The 15,328-nt window shown below is 60.3% G+C and carries 16 protein-coding genes; 7 read left to right on the top strand and 9 right to left on the bottom strand.

Annotated features, from left to right (window positions below):
• Nucleotides 1-146: 146 nt before the first annotated feature.
• Complete coding sequence (locus tag ABD912_RS00165) at nucleotides 147-857, bottom strand: DUF4240 domain-containing protein (protein ID WP_345147569.1); 711 nt, start codon at nucleotides 855-857, stop codon at nucleotides 147-149.
• Nucleotides 854-1,498 carry a hypothetical protein gene (locus ABD912_RS00160; protein ID WP_345147568.1) on the bottom strand — a complete coding sequence of 215 codons (645 nt, stop codon included), beginning with the start codon at nucleotides 1,496-1,498 and terminating at the stop codon, nucleotides 854-856. The genes ABD912_RS00165 and ABD912_RS00160 overlap by 4 nt, the downstream gene beginning before the upstream one ends.
• 310 nt (nucleotides 1,499-1,808) lie before the next feature.
• Between ABD912_RS00160 and ABD912_RS00155 the strand changes: the two genes are divergently transcribed.
• The 4 genes from ABD912_RS00155 to ABD912_RS00140 all read left to right on the top strand — a co-directional run bounded on the left by ABD912_RS00155 (nucleotide 1,809) and on the right by ABD912_RS00140 (nucleotide 5,955).
• The gene (locus tag ABD912_RS00155) at nucleotides 1,809-2,417 is read left to right on the top strand and encodes a recombinase family protein (protein WP_345147567.1); all 609 of its coding nucleotides are present in this window, start codon (nucleotides 1,809-1,811) and stop codon (nucleotides 2,415-2,417) included.
• A 61-nt stretch (nucleotides 2,418-2,478) separates the two neighbouring features.
• A complete protein-coding gene (locus ABD912_RS00150; protein ID WP_345147566.1) occupies nucleotides 2,479-2,994 on the top strand; it encodes a hypothetical protein in 516 nt (171 codons plus the stop codon).
• A gap of 421 nt (nucleotides 2,995-3,415) precedes the next feature.
• A complete protein-coding gene (locus ABD912_RS00145) occupies nucleotides 3,416-4,621 on the top strand; it encodes a phosphoribosyltransferase-like protein (RefSeq protein ID WP_345147565.1) in 1,206 nt (401 codons plus the stop codon).
• A gap of 209 nt (nucleotides 4,622-4,830) precedes the next feature.
• Nucleotides 4,831-5,955 (top strand): reverse transcriptase family protein, encoded by a 1,125-nt coding sequence (locus ABD912_RS00140; RefSeq protein WP_345147564.1) that lies wholly within the window; start codon nucleotides 4,831-4,833, stop codon nucleotides 5,953-5,955.
• Between the two features lie 608 nt (nucleotides 5,956-6,563).
• Here ABD912_RS00140 and ABD912_RS00135 read toward each other — a convergent pair.
• From ABD912_RS00135 to ABD912_RS00125, 3 genes are all read right to left on the bottom strand, one after another.
• The gene (locus tag ABD912_RS00135) at nucleotides 6,564-6,812 is read right to left on the bottom strand and encodes a hypothetical protein (RefSeq protein WP_345147562.1); all 249 of its coding nucleotides are present in this window, start codon (nucleotides 6,810-6,812) and stop codon (nucleotides 6,564-6,566) included.
• Nucleotides 6,813-7,347: 535 nt separating this feature from the next.
• Nucleotides 7,348-7,908 carry a hypothetical protein gene (locus ABD912_RS00130; RefSeq protein WP_345147560.1) on the bottom strand — a complete coding sequence of 187 codons (561 nt, stop codon included), beginning with the start codon at nucleotides 7,906-7,908 and terminating at the stop codon, nucleotides 7,348-7,350.
• Nucleotides 7,909-7,998: 90 nt separating this feature from the next.
• Complete coding sequence (locus ABD912_RS00125; protein ID WP_345147558.1) at nucleotides 7,999-8,949, bottom strand: hypothetical protein; 951 nt, start codon at nucleotides 8,947-8,949, stop codon at nucleotides 7,999-8,001.
• Nucleotides 8,950-9,106: 157 nt separating this feature from the next.
• Here ABD912_RS00125 and ABD912_RS00120 point away from each other — a divergent pair, with 157 nt between their 5' ends.
• Complete coding sequence (locus tag ABD912_RS00120; RefSeq protein ID WP_345147556.1) at nucleotides 9,107-9,340, top strand: hypothetical protein; 234 nt, start codon at nucleotides 9,107-9,109, stop codon at nucleotides 9,338-9,340.
• A 241-nt stretch (nucleotides 9,341-9,581) separates the two neighbouring features.
• Here ABD912_RS00120 and ABD912_RS00115 read toward each other — a convergent pair whose 3' ends face one another.
• The 4 genes from ABD912_RS00115 to ABD912_RS00100 form a co-directional block, all read right to left on the bottom strand.
• Nucleotides 9,582-10,463 carry a hypothetical protein gene (locus tag ABD912_RS00115; protein WP_345147554.1) on the bottom strand — a complete coding sequence of 294 codons (882 nt, stop codon included), beginning with the start codon at nucleotides 10,461-10,463 and terminating at the stop codon, nucleotides 9,582-9,584.
• A 100-nt stretch (nucleotides 10,464-10,563) separates the two neighbouring features.
• Nucleotides 10,564-11,577, bottom strand: a complete 1,014-nt coding sequence (locus tag ABD912_RS00110) for an ImmA/IrrE family metallo-endopeptidase (RefSeq protein WP_345147552.1) — start codon at nucleotides 11,575-11,577, stop codon at nucleotides 10,564-10,566.
• Entirely contained in the window at nucleotides 11,574-12,254 is a 681-nt protein-coding gene (locus tag ABD912_RS00105) for a hypothetical protein (protein WP_345147550.1), read from the bottom strand. The genes ABD912_RS00110 and ABD912_RS00105 overlap by 4 nt, the downstream gene beginning before the upstream one ends.
• Nucleotides 12,244-12,786 carry an RNA polymerase sigma factor gene (locus tag ABD912_RS00100; protein WP_345147548.1) on the bottom strand — a complete coding sequence of 181 codons (543 nt, stop codon included), beginning with the start codon at nucleotides 12,784-12,786 and terminating at the stop codon, nucleotides 12,244-12,246. Before ABD912_RS00100 ends, ABD912_RS00105 begins: the two co-directional genes overlap by 11 nt.
• A gap of 302 nt (nucleotides 12,787-13,088) precedes the next feature.
• Between ABD912_RS00100 and ABD912_RS00095 the strand changes: the two genes are divergently transcribed.
• Nucleotides 13,089-13,931, top strand: a complete 843-nt coding sequence (locus ABD912_RS00095; RefSeq protein ID WP_345147546.1) for a hypothetical protein — start codon at nucleotides 13,089-13,091, stop codon at nucleotides 13,929-13,931.
• Nucleotides 13,928-15,079: an XRE family transcriptional regulator gene (locus tag ABD912_RS00090; RefSeq protein ID WP_345147544.1), complete on the top strand. Its 1,152-nt coding sequence runs from the start codon at nucleotides 13,928-13,930 to the stop codon at nucleotides 15,077-15,079. Before ABD912_RS00095 ends, ABD912_RS00090 begins: the two co-directional genes overlap by 4 nt.
• Nucleotides 15,080-15,328: the final 249 nt, after the last annotated feature.

Raw genomic sequence — 15,328 nt, 5'->3', positions numbered from 1 at the left:
TATTAGTAGCTGAATGACTCTGTTGCTCGCTGGCCCGGCGAGACCGGCTAGCTTGCTGATGCCCAACGAAGGCGCCCCAACTGCAAAGGTCCTCACGTCCTGTATCCGATGGATAGCAAGACTCCCTTGTCGAGGCACTTCCGCGCTTAAGCCTGGCTTTGCTCCCTGCCCAGGTCGTACGGAAGAGGCGCAAGGCCAGGATAAAGGCTCTCGACTTCTTCCTCGTCCCATGGCGTGCCTGAGGGTTCCCCATCGGCGATGGTAGACGGACTTTCCGGATAGTCCTCGTACATGTCACGGCCGCCGCTGGCCGCCAGGTACGCTTCTGCGCCGACATAGGCCAGCAGCTCCGCGTCATAGACCGCGTCCCCGCTTTCGAGCCGTCCGTCGGCCAATGCCTGTGGATCCCGCTGCACGGCTTCGTAGTAGGCGCGACCCTGACCGACCACCCAGTTGCGGAAGTATTCGAAGCAGTCGTCCGCACATCCTTCGGTGAGCACGTAGGCCGCACCCCACAGCTCCCATGTGTAGAGGGCAAGATTTTTCGAGACGAACGCGGCGTTGAAGGACGCGACCTGCTCCGGAGGCAGCGCCGCCAGAAGCCCCTCCAGCTCGTCCGCTTGCCGCGCGGTGCTTCCGTCCGAGGCTTCCAGGGAGCGGTCGATGATGTCCCAGAACTGCGCATCCTCCATGGCCTGCAATTCCGGGTCGTCTTCGACGGCCGCTGGGGAAGCAACGGCAGTTTCCCCCGGGCTTGGACCGGCGGCCCCTGCCGGAGGCTGCCCGCCGCAGGCGCCCAGCACCATGCAAAGCGCAGCCAGCACCAGTACCGCGCCGAGTTTAGGGTTCGCGCTCATGCGGTCCGCTCGCGCTCTGTCAGCCAGACGGCGTGGTCCATATGGGTGACCGTCTTACCCAGCCCGGTGCGCTCGTGCGCGGCGGTCAGGACCGTCCGGGCGAGCTTGGAATCCACCTTGACCCGGATGCCCTCGGCATCGGCCACGCGTTGCACGGCACGGATGATCCAGGTGTCCGGTTTCGTGTCCGGGTAGCCAAGCAGCATCCCGAAGTAGTTGTGTGTGACCGGCCCCAGCCCGTGAACGCCAAGGTAAGCATCCCGGTGGGCCTGGTTGCAGTGGTCGTACTCCTGGTGCGTGTAGACGCCCAACTGGCCAAGGTTCCGTGCCGCCTCGAGAACCGCCGAGGCCTTGGAACGGCGGTTCGTTACCCCGTTGCCGAGGATACGGCGCAGCGCTGACTCGGGCAGTTCGAGCAGATTGCGCAGGTCGCGGCCGGCCTCGGCGTGCTCGTCTTGGAAGGCCAGCAGCCGCGCCAGCAGGCCTTTGCCCCGCTTCGTCTTGTAGCGCGTCTGCTTGGAGTAGACCGCGTCAATCAGGGCCATCCCGATCCGGCCCTCCCAGCCCTTCTGATAGACCGCAAACCGGTCCTCCGGGATCAGCCTGACGTCGCGCTCGAACGCGTGGATGAGTGCTTCCATATTTCCCCCATGAAACCGTTCGCCCGCTTGAGACCGAGGCGCACCATTCGGCACTCTACCGGCGCGGAGACAAAGCGGGTGATCGACACCCCGGGTCTACTTACCCCGTCCCAAGCTCCGGCCTCAACCTGGGCCTGCCGTCTTGCAACGGACGGGATGCAAGACAATCGGTCGAGACACAAGCCCGGTCTGAAAAGTCCGCGGAAGTTCAAGGAAGTCCGCAGGGTCGAATGTCTTGCCACCATGCCTCGCAACCCAAGCGTAGGATTCTTGTCATGAACATCGGCTGCAAGACACTCTCGGGGGCCCAGTGGGCAAGGTGATCGGCTACGCGCGCGTTTCGACGAGGGCGCAGGACGCGGACCGGCAGATCAAGGACCTGCTAGGGGCCGGGGTCCGGCGCGATGACCTCCATGTCGACCACGGCGTCAGCGGAGCCCGCGCTACCCGGCCGGCCTTCGACCGGGCCCTGGATGCTTTGCAGGAGGGCGACACCCTGGTCATCACCACCCTGGACCGCCTGGGACGCTCTACCGTGAACCTGCTCGGCCTCGCCGAACAGCTCAGGAGCAGGGGCGTCAACCTGCGCGTGCTCAACCTGGGAGGCGGGAATGTGGACACCGGAACCCTCATGGGGTCCATGGTCTTCACCGTCATGGCAGCCCTGGCCCAAATGGAACTGGACATCAAGCGCGAACGCGTCACCGACTCCGTCGCCAAAAGAAGGGCCGCCGGAGGCGACCTCGGAGGCAGGCGCCCGGCCTTCTCCCACAGCCAGATCGAAAACGCCCGCCGCCTCATCGACGCCGGCCAACCCGCCACCCACGTCGCCCGAGACCTCGGCATGTCCCGTGCCACCCTCTACCGCCGCATCGCCGACCTCGACGCCAAACAATGGCTCGGAACCCAGCAGAAGTGACCCCCTGCCGGGAAGACGATCGAGCGTAGGGATGAAAAGGTTCTTGTCAGGAAAGGTGACCATGGATCACGTCGTGAATTTTCCGCTAGTGGCCATCGAAGAGGATGGGCGTGTCCATTTTCTCGCTGACCCCCCGGCCCTTGCCGAGGTAGAGGAACTGTTCGTCCATGGGGAAATCGACCTGGTCATGGACCTGGCCGGTGAGAGGTACGAATACGAGTACGGCGACGCCCGGGACATGGCACTGCACAGATCCGGGCCCGGTGATGTGACTGCACTGACAAGGACGGTGTGGGACCGTTTCTTCCACCTGTCCCAAAGCCAGCACAAACATGCGCTGCGGGCTTCGCAAAGCGTGAACCCTGAGGTCGTTGCACGCATCCGGGCTGCCCCGAATCCTGACCTCATTCAGGCGTTCCTCATGCGTCCTGGAACTCGATTAACCGCCATCATCCTGGACCACCGCAGCCGGGCGGTTCGTTCCACACGTGTGACTCGCGACGATAAATGGCGGCGTTCTGGCGGCGCTATTTGTCACTTGGGCGACGCTGTTGTTCCTCGCTTGATCGCGCGGTAGGCAATGGATCGAGCGACGCCGAATAGCTCCGCAATCTCGCTCGTGGTGTGCACCCGCCCTGGTGGAGGGTAACGAGGTGGGCCTCTTGGGCTTTCGAAAGCATTGGTTGTTTCCCCCGGAGCCAGCGGGACAGGATCCGACAAGGCCTGCCGGACAGTGTCCCTGCCGATCTGATACCGCTTGGCCGGTCCGCGGATCGACACGCCCTCCACGCGGGCATCTCGGCGGATCTTGGCATACAGCTCCATGCGCACCCTCATCCGGGACCTCCAAAATGATTGCTTTCAACAGATGAAAACAACACTGAAGTGGTCCTGATTCATGCCGTCGCACCGGTCCTGAATCAAACTGCGATAGTCAGTTTCAGCTAGCCTATGGAAGGATACCAAGGTAATTATCTTTTGCCGAAGTAGGAGCACCTATGGAATTATCTAAAACCCGCCGTGCTGCAGAATGGTTGAAGCAATTCGAGGTAGATGATCAAGCAGCAGCCATGACGCTATTAGATAGCGTGCGATTTTTACAAGGTGGCGAAGTAATCACCGGCATTCGACGTTCGATCGAAGAATTACTCGCGGACCGTCAAGAACGCTTTCCCGTAGCTCTCGTTCCAATTATCTCTTCAGAAGACATGATCCGCGAAGACGATATTGACGATGATGCAGAACTAACTACCTTCTGTGGGTTCAACCCCGCGCAGCCAATCGCAAATAACCCTGGCAGTGAAGCCTTGATGGCGCAGCTCATACGCGAAGTCCGCAAGGCATCTCCGTCCACGTCTATTTTCTCCGCGCCATTAACCCTTGAGGAAATGAGGACATCTAAGGTCCACACCCTTTTATGCGTAACTGACTATATCGGATCGGGTCAACAAGTTTTAGATTACGTCGAAACGTGGTGCCGCAACCGAACCATTAGGAGTTGGCGATCGTTTAAGTGGCTTCAAATCGGCGTCATCGCATACGCTGCAACATCCGCTGGGAAAAGTGCAGTCGAGACTAGCCCGCATATAGATTTTCTTAAAGTTACGGAGATCGCCCCGGGCATTAGAGAAATAGAAAACTCCTATCTTGGAGCAAAGGTCAAGGAAGTGTGCCGCATCTATGCGAAGCACGGAAAGGTATGGCCCGCACTTGGATACCGTGGTAGCGCGGGATTATTTGCAAGTTCATTCTCAGTACCCAACAACCTTCCGGCCATTCTTATTAAAAGATCTAAAAGATGGGAACCCTTCTTCGATGGTCGTTCAGTATCAACGAGTCTCTCAGACGAAATTGGGAGCCATGTTCCGGGCGTCAATATTTCGCAGCAACTTCTCGATGCGGGACAAGTTCGGCTTGCAGCACGTCATCGAGACGGGCACATCGATCGTCCATGGCAAATGCATATGATTATGCTCGGCCTTCTGCCTCGCGCTGAGGAGCAACTAGCCCTGGCTCTCGGCTTACACCTACCAGCCGTAAGAGCAATTTTGGTTTCTCTCGAACGTCTGCAGTTGATTGATACCAAAGGTAGGCTCACGTCGGCTGGATACGAAGCGCTAGCATCCCACCGCCGGAAGCCTCGCCGGGCTCCGGCGTTGCTCACCCCCGACCCTTCTCCGTACTATCCTCGCTACAAGAGGTGAGGAGGGATCACTTGCTTAGTGATGAAGCTGCAGCATCGTTGCAGCTCGCTGGAGTGTGGCGTTAAGCCACACTCAAGGATCGTGGCTAACTGTGATCATAGGACGATCTGAGTCTGCGCGTGGGGCTGGATGGAGACATCCTTCCATCGGCGACTCGGGGATTCTCCATCCAGTCCTACGGAACCCTACGGGTCGAAAGGTAAGCCGACGTGATTTCTCCTCACCTCTATCATCAGCAGGGGGTCGATCTTGGGGTTGAGCCATCTGCACTTAAGCGCGCATCGGCGGAAAGAGCTCGATTACGGGCTCAAGGTGCGTATCCGATTCTCTCGCTAGGGCACCTCGCCAGCGAGACAGGTGCTTCGTACAGCTACCTACGGGAAATCGTCAGCAGATCCCGGGACCCATATCGTTCGATCGCGATACCTAAAGCAACCGGGGGCACACGGCCCATCTCGGCGCCCGAGCCAATCCTCATGGACGTACAACGATGGATCTTGCGCAATATCCTCGACAAATTGCCCATGCACCCAGCAAGCTACGCTTATCGTTCGAAGACCTCCATTGTGCAATGTGCATCGCAACATATGGGTGCTCGTTGGTTGGTGAAGATGGATCTACACGATTTCTTCGGCACGGTAGGTGAACAATCGGTGTATCGGGTTTTTCGAAAATTGGGTTACAACAAACTTGTGTCCTTCGAACTTGCACGGATCACGACGCGGACAGAAGATCTCGAACGCGCCCCTTGGCTCGCTGCGAACACTGTGATCGGTAGCTATGCTGTAGCCGGGATGGGAGTCCTTCCGCAAGGCGGACCGACGAGCGGCTCTCTTGCAAATGCTGCCGCAACTCGCCTCGACCAACTCCTGCAGAAATTCTCACTTCAACGCAGTCTGAATTACACTCGCTATTCTGACGATTTGACATTCTCGAGCCTTGACGCCTTCGATCGCCCTACCGCAGAAGCGGTCGTCCAGGAAGTATCGGGTTTGGTTCGGAAAGCTGGTTTCGTTACACACCGGACTAAGACGCGCATTGTTCCGCCTGGTTCACGAAAAGTTGTTCTTGGGCTTTTGGTTGATGATTCTGTGCGTTTGATGCCGGAGCATCGCAGACGTATCGAAGTGCATCTTCGTGGATGCGAGAAATTCGGGCTTGCTAATCACGCCGCCCATCGAAAGTTTGACTCAGTTTTTGCATTTGTCGACCATCTTGCCGGCTGGCTTGCCTTCGCACTTGGAGTCGATAAAGTAGTTGCGCTGAGCTGGTGTCGACGTTTTAATGAAATCCTTGAGCGCGAAGGTTTACCGCCAATGCCTCATTTAGTTTAGGATCTGTGTCACAGTTGGCGTTTGTCCGACTAGCAATTAGGGTCTTTCGCAGTAACGTTTCAGTTCTTGTACTTGGCGCTTTACATCAGGGTCGTCACGCTCAAGCCTGGTAGTCCCCAGCGTAGGCCAAACATTCCCTGCAGCCTGATATCGGCAAAGTTGCTTGAGGTACTAATCGAGCAGCTCATCGGCAAGCGTAGTTCCCGGGGCCAAGGTGGATGAACTGCCGCTGGCACCCGACAAACGGCGCCGGTCTTCCTGGCACACCTCGCGCAGATTCACCGCCTCTCGAATGTCCCGCTACTGACCTGCTCGAACCGGAACGCCCGGGAGCCAGCCCATTCCAGATGGGTCACGGGGTGGCGCTGCCGCCGTCGTGACGATTTGCTGCCTTGGCAAGACTCCATACATGAAGCGACCAGGGAAATGCCTCGAATGCAGAACGACAGTAAGGGGGCGCCTGCTCAGGTAGGGATGTGCGGCCGGGCGTCTCACTAATCAAACGTTAAATGGGACGCAGTTATCGGCCTGCTCCACTCATCGCCGGGCCGACAGAGTGAGCCACTCCAGTGGCACCCGGCATTCATAGCTGAAGGACAGAAGCGGCTTCAGTGGCTTTCTTCATCCCGCACGATTTCAATGTGTGAAATGAAGGACCAGAGAGGGATGCAGGCGAAGAAGACGGCCGTACCGACGTAGGCCCACGTTTCGAGGGTGCTCGGCGAGGTGATGTCCAAGACGAAACCCATGACGAGCACGGTGACGAGAGAGCATGCCCAAAGACTGACTAGTACATACGAGACGATCCGCTTCCAGCGGGGGTAATCGTCAGAGTAGTCGATGAAGAATTCGAGCATGGGTTCCTCGGATAGGCGTCACCTGCAGAATAGCGCGGCACACGGAGAATCATGGGCGCTCGGTTTGTTGAATTCCAGGCGAGCGGCAGGGATCTCACGAATCCACCTTTCCGCTACCGGGAGAATCTCACAAGACGCTCATTTGATGCGATGTGCTCCGGCGTACTCGTCACGGTGCCGTGGAGGCCTACACGCGGCGGGGTGCCCCTGTGTCCGATGGGACGGTTGACAAGGAGCAATATGCTTAGCGCATGGGGAAGCCGGGGTCGATTGGGCCAGCATCTAAGCGATACAACTGGATCAGCAGGGCTGCCCTGATCGTATCCGTGTTTATCGGTGGCCTTATCGCTGAGCTCTTGGGACTCAGCCCTTGGATCACCATGGGCGGTCTCGCGCTTGTCTCATTGCTCGTTACGCTGCCCCTCGGCGTGGCGGCGGGACGGGAGCGGCAAGGGCAAAACGTCCAGTCGAAACCGCGTGAGTGATCTCGTCTCAGCAATGGCCACGGCGTGCTCCCCGGCCACTGGCGGTGTGATTACCCGTGCGGGATCCCGGAAGCTGACCACGGGCGGGAAGGGGAGCCGACTGGTGGCGGGCTCCCCCCACTACTCCCGGCTGGCTCAGCGTCCGAAAAGGCGGAGCAATCTTCCAAAGACCGACGGTTGGGGGCGGAAGGTTCTTGCGGCGGGAGACTCCGGTAGCGGTCCTGCAGGCTGCGCAGGAGATGCTCGTAGTCGGTCTGGTCAAAGGTGAAGGACTGCTCGGGGAACAACCAGGGTTGCGGCTCGTCCGTGACGCCGTCCTGCCAGCCGAACCGCTGCCAGGTGATCGTCTGGGGCGTCTGCACCAGCTCCATGCTCACCGCGCCGCAGGCCAGGTCGCCGCAGGCTGTGCACATCAGAAGCGCGATGCGCCCGTCGTCGAAGTCGCCGGGCAGAACTCCCAGCAGGCGGTCCAACTGCTCCACCGCAGCGCTTGGCCAGTTATGGTCATCGCGCAGGGCCGTGGTTTCCTGGGTCGGCTGTTTCGTATCGTCCGGGACCTCCAGCAGGTCCCGCAACGGCCGGCCATCCACCAGGAAGTCGAGGAACTGCACCGGGAGCTCTCGTTTCGGGGGATATTCGGTGTAGTACGAGGTAGCGGCTTCGACGCTGAGCCGGCTGAGGTTAGTTCCCGCGTGTTCAATCTACGTGGCCGGGTTCCCGGGGACCCAGCCGTGGTCGAACACCCAGCGCTCCTCCCAGTCATCGGGCCGGTGCAGCAGGGCCTCGTTGACCCACTTCATCACGTTCGGCCGGCCCATGACGTAGATCTTCTCGGCCCGGATCTTCCACGGGCTGATGGCACCGAGGCTGCGCACGTTTTCCAGGACCAGTTCCTGCAGGGGGTAGTCGGCGGTGAGAGTATCCAGACCGGTGACTTCGCCGATGCCGTCGAAGGCGACCTTCTCGGCCGAGGCCAACTGGCGCAGGTTGCTCACGTCGACCCGCCGCGTGGTGTGGATGGAGACGTAGCCGGCCGGATGGGCCCAGCCGGGCGAGCCGTCAGCGAGCTTCAGCCGTGGGAGGTGGAGCGAGGAAAGCGGTCCCTGGATCAGGTCCAGCGCTTCCTGGGTGGCGCCCCTGAGCAGTAGGGAGTCCAGGCGCGGCGCCGACACGAAGGGCACGGCCCCACGCTGCCACGGCCCGTCGTAGGAGCGCAGCTCGGACCATTCATGCCGGGTAGCAGCGACCTTGATCTTGTCGTGGATGCACAGCTCCTCCAGGTGCGGAATCCGGTCCAACAGGGAGAAGTCGGTGACGCCATAGGTGGCTTGGACGCTGCGAACAACGTCGAACACCGGCTCCAGGACTTCCAGCCCCGGCTGGTCATCCGGCGGGTAATCGATGATCACCCGTCCATCCTCGTTGGACAGCAGGTGCTCCCGCGCATCCGGAGGCAACACACCGTCCCTGACCCACAACGGATTGGGCATGCCCAAGCGTTCCCCGTAGGCGGCAAGCCACTCGTCAACGTCGACGCCCTCCTCGGGGCCTTCAAAGTAGCTGCCGGGCTCCACGGTGAACCCGAACTCTTCCATCCAGTCCGCCCCTTCGGGGTCATTCCCCAGGCGTCCCCCACCCTCCGCATTTTCCATGTCCCCAGTCTTACAGGCAGGCAGTCCATGACCCGGCGGGCGGCCTCCGACGTCGCACAGGGTCCACCAGGCCCTCGCCCCCGCACCGTCCCGCGCATCCCCTCGAGACTTCCACCCATGATCTATCCGCTTAGGATTAGCGCATGGGGCGGCTTTCGTGGACGGCATCAGGATGAAGGACAAGGCCATTGCCGCCGGCGCCATCGTGCTGACCTTCATCGTGGCAGCCCTATTAACCGCTTTCGTGCTGGGTCCCCTCCTTGGCCTAACGCCGACCTTCGGAACCGCGTTGAAGGAGGTCTCGCGTCTTTACGTGGTGCTCATGGCCAGCGCGGTGGTCCTCCACTTCTGGGGCATCAGGAAACGCGCCCGGAGAGAGCGCCGACCCTGACCCACTAGCGCGATCTCCCACACGGCCAACCGCAGATGTGATCCGAGAGTGTCAGGACAGCTCTGAGACTTCGCGGAGCATGCGTTCATAAAGGCGGATGAGGACTCTAATCTGACGCTCTGAGGCCGTACGCCTGACGTCAGGTTGGGGTATACCCCAAACTGACGTCCTAGACTCGGAAACCGACTGACGCTCGATGCATTGGATCCTGAACCCACTCACCGCCCTTGACGGAGGGCCCTCACCAGTTGCCGTTCTTGATCCAGCGGCGCTTGACGATGGCCTTCAAGTTGTTGCGGGTGGCGATTTTCGTGGTGTTGGCGAGGGGCCACGTCTTGGCTGCCATGGTGGGTTCAATGCAACTGCGGACCACGGCTGGGTGGTGCCAAGGATCGGCGCACGAGGCCATGCCAGCCAAACGCAGGAGTTCGATCTTCTCCTCATTGGAAAGGCCGCTTGGCGCGTTGAATTCCGCCTCCAGGTGCTGCAGGCCGCCTTCCCGGACGGACGCGAGGTGTGCGGGGATTTGCGCCTGCCGTTCTCGCGGGTAGCAGATTCTGTCGAAGCGCCGCGGCGGTGTCCCGATCAGAGGATCCTTCCCTGCCAGGAATTCAGCGACGATGCTGCACCAAACGTGGGATCCGGCAGTTCCGACGGCTGCCTCAGATGAGCCGACGATGTTGATCGCCTTGGTCGTGATACGGGTGACGAAGTCCTTCCGCGCTTTCCTGGCCGCGTCAGTTGTTGCTCGGCTCGCGCATGCGACTTGGACGAAGTAGGTGTGAACGGCCTCATCGAGAACCAGGGTTTCTGCCCAGGTTGCCCCTCCGCGGACTCGGAACTTCTCGCGCGCGAGTCGGAAGGGGGTAAGCTGCGTCCTCCCCCGCCGTATTGGCGTCGTTCCATCACGGAAGCCGGTGTGGAAACCGCCGTAGATGGCGTGGAGAAGGTCCTCGAGGTTGCGCAGTTCAGCGTCCGTCTCGCAGGAGGCGGCGCGTTGTATCAGGTTGAACTGGTGTCCCGCGCCGTGGCAGAAACACTGGCAGTTGGCGTGAGCGGCCTCCTCGCAAGCGGTGTTGTGGACGTGGACAGTTGACGGGGCGAATGCACTCTTTGTTGGCATCTCAGACTTTCTGAGGGGCCTGACCTTCAGGCGCCCTCAGAAAGAAGACGAGATAGCCCGTGGAATGTTTAGAGCGCGGTGCCGGGGTGCCCGGTCCTTGTCACCGGCAATCGACACAGACGCCGTTGACCACGCGGTGCGCGGGCCGACGGAGGAAGCACTCGCTGCACACCTCTTCCCGTTCTTGGTCGCGCTGACACTTACATTGGTTGCATCGCGGGCAGTAAGGGCGGCTGCAATCCGGACACGGGTACCCAGGCCTGGTGAAGGACTCTCCGCAGCAATAGCCCTGAAGTTCGAGTCGTCGGTCGTACTCGAAGGCTTGCCTCGAGTGATAGCTCAGGGCCTCCCAAAGGTCGGTTTCGGAGAACACGGCGTAGACTCTCCGGTCGTCCGCCAGCGCGTCGACGTAGTAGTGGCCCCGTTCTCCCCATGGGGTGGACCACTCCGTACGATCGGTTCTGTTCGCTTGGTTGGACAACTGGACCAGGGGGTGCCCGTCGGCAATCTGTTGAGAACGCCATGGGTAGACCTTCGGCCAACCATTTCGTGGGTGCGGACGGACGCTGGCAAATTCGACCCGCTTATCGATCTTGTCGATCACCACGACGGCGCCTGCTCCCCCGAGCTTCTTAGTCAGGGCAATCGCACAGACCTGCCGGCTCGCCTCAGAATCTTCCAGAAGCTGCAAGAAGTGCGAGGCCCTAACCGGCCCGTCCCCAACAATGGCGCTGACGGACTCATCGCTCAGCAGGAGTTGCTGAGCGACGTGGTCGCACATGGTTTCCAAGAGTTGGTCGCGCCCGTCTTGGTCTGCCCACCAGACCATGACGTCTTGTTCTTTATCGATAAGCCAGTGCGCCAATTCGTGCAGGATGGTGAAGTTCTCCCGCCGGCTGTTGGGCGTGGGCGAGTAAAGAAGAACGTCATCGTCCAGGAAGGACATCCCATCGCAGGCTCCGTCGATCCCCCGTCCTTCTCCTAGATGTTCGGCCGGCCGGACCGTCAGCCCGAAAATATCCCTTACGCTGTTCGCTGGGTCGCGGGAAAGTGCCTGCCGATCGTCGCTGGAGATCTGGCCGAGCACCAACGAGACGCATTCCTCCATGTTCACTGTCGATCCTCCTCCGCCCGATCTTCCATAGCGGCAACCAACGTCTCCAAAGATGCCACGCTTTGATCAAGATCCGGTGTCTCACCGCGGTGCACCGTTGTGAGGGTCCGAACGGCTAGCGCCCGCTCTGCGGCGTCTATGGAAATCTGTTTCAGGTCAGACCAGCGACGCGCCAGTTCCCCGAAGGCCGCATGCTGGCGGAGTTGCTGCAGAGGAGAATCTTGTGGAGCAGGAAGGGGTCGAACAAGTCGTTCAATCGGTATCCTCAAGATCTGTGCGATGGCTTCGATGATGGCGGGGGGAACTTCAGCTGCTCCTCGTGCGCTCTCCCATGCAATGACGTTCCGATATTCGACGTCCCATCCTCTACTGCGCAGTCGGCTAGCCAAGTCCTCGACATTCACTCCGGCGCTCCTGCGAAGCTTGGTCAGCTGCCTATGGTCAAGTGATTCTTCAGTAGAAGGGACTAGTCCCAAGAGGCGGGCTGCAGGGTCCTGCTCCAACGGCGGAGCTTCCTGCGCCTCCAGCCAGACAGCATCCGCCACGTCGCCGAGTCGCCGGACTTCCTCGCGTTCGGCGGGTGTCAGAATCGAATGCTCAAGACTCCGAGCTCGTTCTTGAGGTGGCTGGGAAAGGATGTCCCACATCAGTTCTTCCCTGTCCGAATCAAACGACATCATGCACTCCCTGCTGCTGCATCTGCTGATGCAGCTTGTTCAGCCCCGATTTCTTCAATTGGGATACACGCCCCGGGCTGATCCCCAGCCGCCGCGCAACGTCCGTCTGGCTTTGCTCTTTGCCGCAGACGGACCACACCACTTCGCGTTCCTTGGCTGTTAGACATCCCAGTGCTTCTCGGACCTTGACCCCGGCATCTTCGGCGACGACCCGCTCCGCAACCTGTTCCGCAAAATCATCTTCCATTCCCCATTCCGGAGTGACTTCGGGTTCTTTGCTCACCTCTCTGCGGGTAGAGGCCAGTTTCAGCAGGTCTTTGACCTGGTTCTTCACACACTGAATCAGCCAGGCTTCCCAGTTCTGCGGAGGTTCGGCGGGCATCGCACCAACCAGTTTCGTGACCACTGCCTGCACGACGTCCTCTGCGGAATCCTCGTGCCCGGTCCCGCGCAACATCACAGCTGCCATCCGATACATGGCTGCACGGTGCCTCAGGTACAGCGCACCAAGATCAGGTAGCTCAGTAGTCATCGCGGACCTTTCCTTCCACGGACCCAATGAGCTCACTGCTCACGGCCGGAATCTCAACTCGACGGGTACCCACACAATGTAGACGACACAGTCCCCAGACCGTTTAGGGACCTGCCAATCGACGTCCGACAAGCGTCTTCACGGTTAATTTTTTGACCTGCAGCCCGTGACTGTTAGTTGCTGGGCATCACCGCCGGTAACGACTCCTGGGCCAGAGCTGCCCGTGCCCCAGAGATCTTCAACACGGACGACCCCTTACCCTCAACATCTCATTTGGTGAACTAATCTAAAGTTATGGCGCCATGGAGGTGCTGAAGAATCAAGGGGGAGTATTGGACAACATTCCGGTAAGTGGATGGGCGGAATCCCGTTTTGGCGGCCTCGCCGCCGAACTCGCGGTTGCAGCGAGTCGAGCCATGCACACGGCGCATGACCTTGCGCTCAAGGCGCACCTTTCTGCCGAGATGGTTCAACGGGACACCTACGGCCACACGCTGAAGGTGAAGATGCACGAGGTTCTGGTGGAGCTGTTGGGCGAAGTACCGGGCGTGGTACTGCGAAAGCCTGCCGGCGGCAGGTTCGAGCTCCCCGTGGTGGAGGAAACCTCGATTGCCCTCCTGCCCCTTCGCTACAGCACCGACCGGCGCGTAACCCGTGAGGACGCCAAGATCGACCTATCTGAGTTGCGGCGTTCCCTTCTCGCGCTGGTGAGCCCAAACCCTGCGAAGGCTCACCAATGGACGATTGAAGATGCTCTGGAAGAAGACCTCGACGTCGAGGCCCATTACGAACAGCTGCGTGAGCTGGATGAACAACTGGCTGCTTTCGGACAGGTCGTAACCATTGGCTTTGGCAGCAATCCGGCGTCCGGCCTGTGGGGGCTCGGATGGGGCGACCTCCGTGTGGACGAGGAGAACGGCAAGGCGGTTTGGGAAACCTGGGAAGCCCTGCCGGAGAATGCGTCCACTCATGAAGGGATTACGCATCGCCCGGCTCTCCGAACCGTGTCCGAGGAACCCGAACTGACCTACTTTGATCAGACGGATGAGGCCGACGAGCTCAATATCTTTCCCCGCCGCACGATCGCTGGTTCAGGCGAAGAATCGGACACCGCCGCATCGGAAAGCGAAGCCTCCAACTCGTGAAATTGATCGGCAACTCGTCCGGTGCGCGCATATCCCCATCGCCTGCGGACGTTTCTCGGGCATTTGATCCCCGCAGGCTCATTCAGGCGCGTCGCCTGAGCGGACTAAACAAGACGGCCTTGGCCAAGGAGCTGAACGTTTCCCCGATGGCCGTGGGCCACTGGGAGACAGGATCCAACCTGCCTAAGGCCGACCATGTCGCCGCACTGGCGTCGATCTTGGATATGCCGGTTGCCTTCTTTGCCACCGGCCGGCCCTACACCCATGTTTCCGAAGCGGATGCACATTTCCGCAGCCTGCGGCGGACCCCAGCGCGCGAGCGGAAAAAGGCAACCACCTTTGTCGAACAGATGTGGGAGTTGACCCATGCCCTGGAAAAACGCGTTCAGCTTCCCGAAGTGGATATGCCCGGATTCATCGACGGGGAAGCCACTCCTGTCGACCTTGATCCAGCCGGGGCCGCTCGAATGGTTCGCCGTGCGTGGGGTATCGGTCCCGGACCGATACCCCGCGTTGTCCGAACCATGGAAAAGCACGGGATCGTCGTCACGTTGATACCGTTCGCTGGCGATGCCACCGCCACGATTGATGCCTTTTCCACATCCCGTCTGCCACGTCCGGTTGCCATCCTCACCCCTGAACGCGCGTGCGACGTCTTCCGCCATCGATTCACAGCCGCCCATGAACTAGGACATCTGGTCCTGCACGGGGAAGCGTCCCACGGCGATGTGAAGCTCGAGAAAGAAGCGGACGAGTTTGCTGCCGAATTCCTCACCCCGGCCATCGAGATCACACCCCGACTCCCGGCGCGGCTCAACCTCCAGGCCTTGGACAAGCTGAGCAAAGAATGGGGCGTCTCCATTGAAAGCCTGATCTACCGCTGCCGGGAACTCGGCATAATTTCTGAAGCTGTCTACCGGCGCGCCTTCCAACGGCTGAATCAGCTCCGAAAAGTCGAGCTTTTCGTCCGCAGCCCCGTCGAACAGCACCCCGGCGAGGTGCCGGCCATGCTCCAAAGCGCCTATCGACTCGCACAAGACCATGGTCTGACCTTGAGCGAGCTGGCGGATGAACTCGCTTGGAAACCCGCCCGGGTAAGAGCGCTCCTTGGCTACACGGACCAACGGCCCAAGCTCCAACTTGTATAGGGGCTCTTCGCAATCCGGGGTGTAGCAGGGGCCTGAAGCCGCCGGCTACACCCCGGATTGTGAAGAGCCATTTAACCCCAACCGGTGACTGTCATGGCGGCTCGATTTTGCGGGCTGGAAAGTCAGGCCTGGGCTGCACAAGTTGTTACGAGCGAGATGCAGGCCGCAATCAGGACTTGGCCCCCAGCCCCGAGTCCAGCACGCTGAGCTGAGTGACGCACTTCTGCGAAAGCCTCGACCTCGCCGCGT

The sequence above is a fragment of the Arthrobacter ginkgonis genome, assembly GCF_039540195.1.
Lineage (GTDB): Bacteria > Actinomycetota > Actinomycetes > Actinomycetales > Micrococcaceae > Zafaria > Zafaria ginkgonis.
The sequence above is the reverse complement of the archived record's forward strand: the minus strand, read 5'-3'. Positions and strand labels throughout refer to the sequence as shown.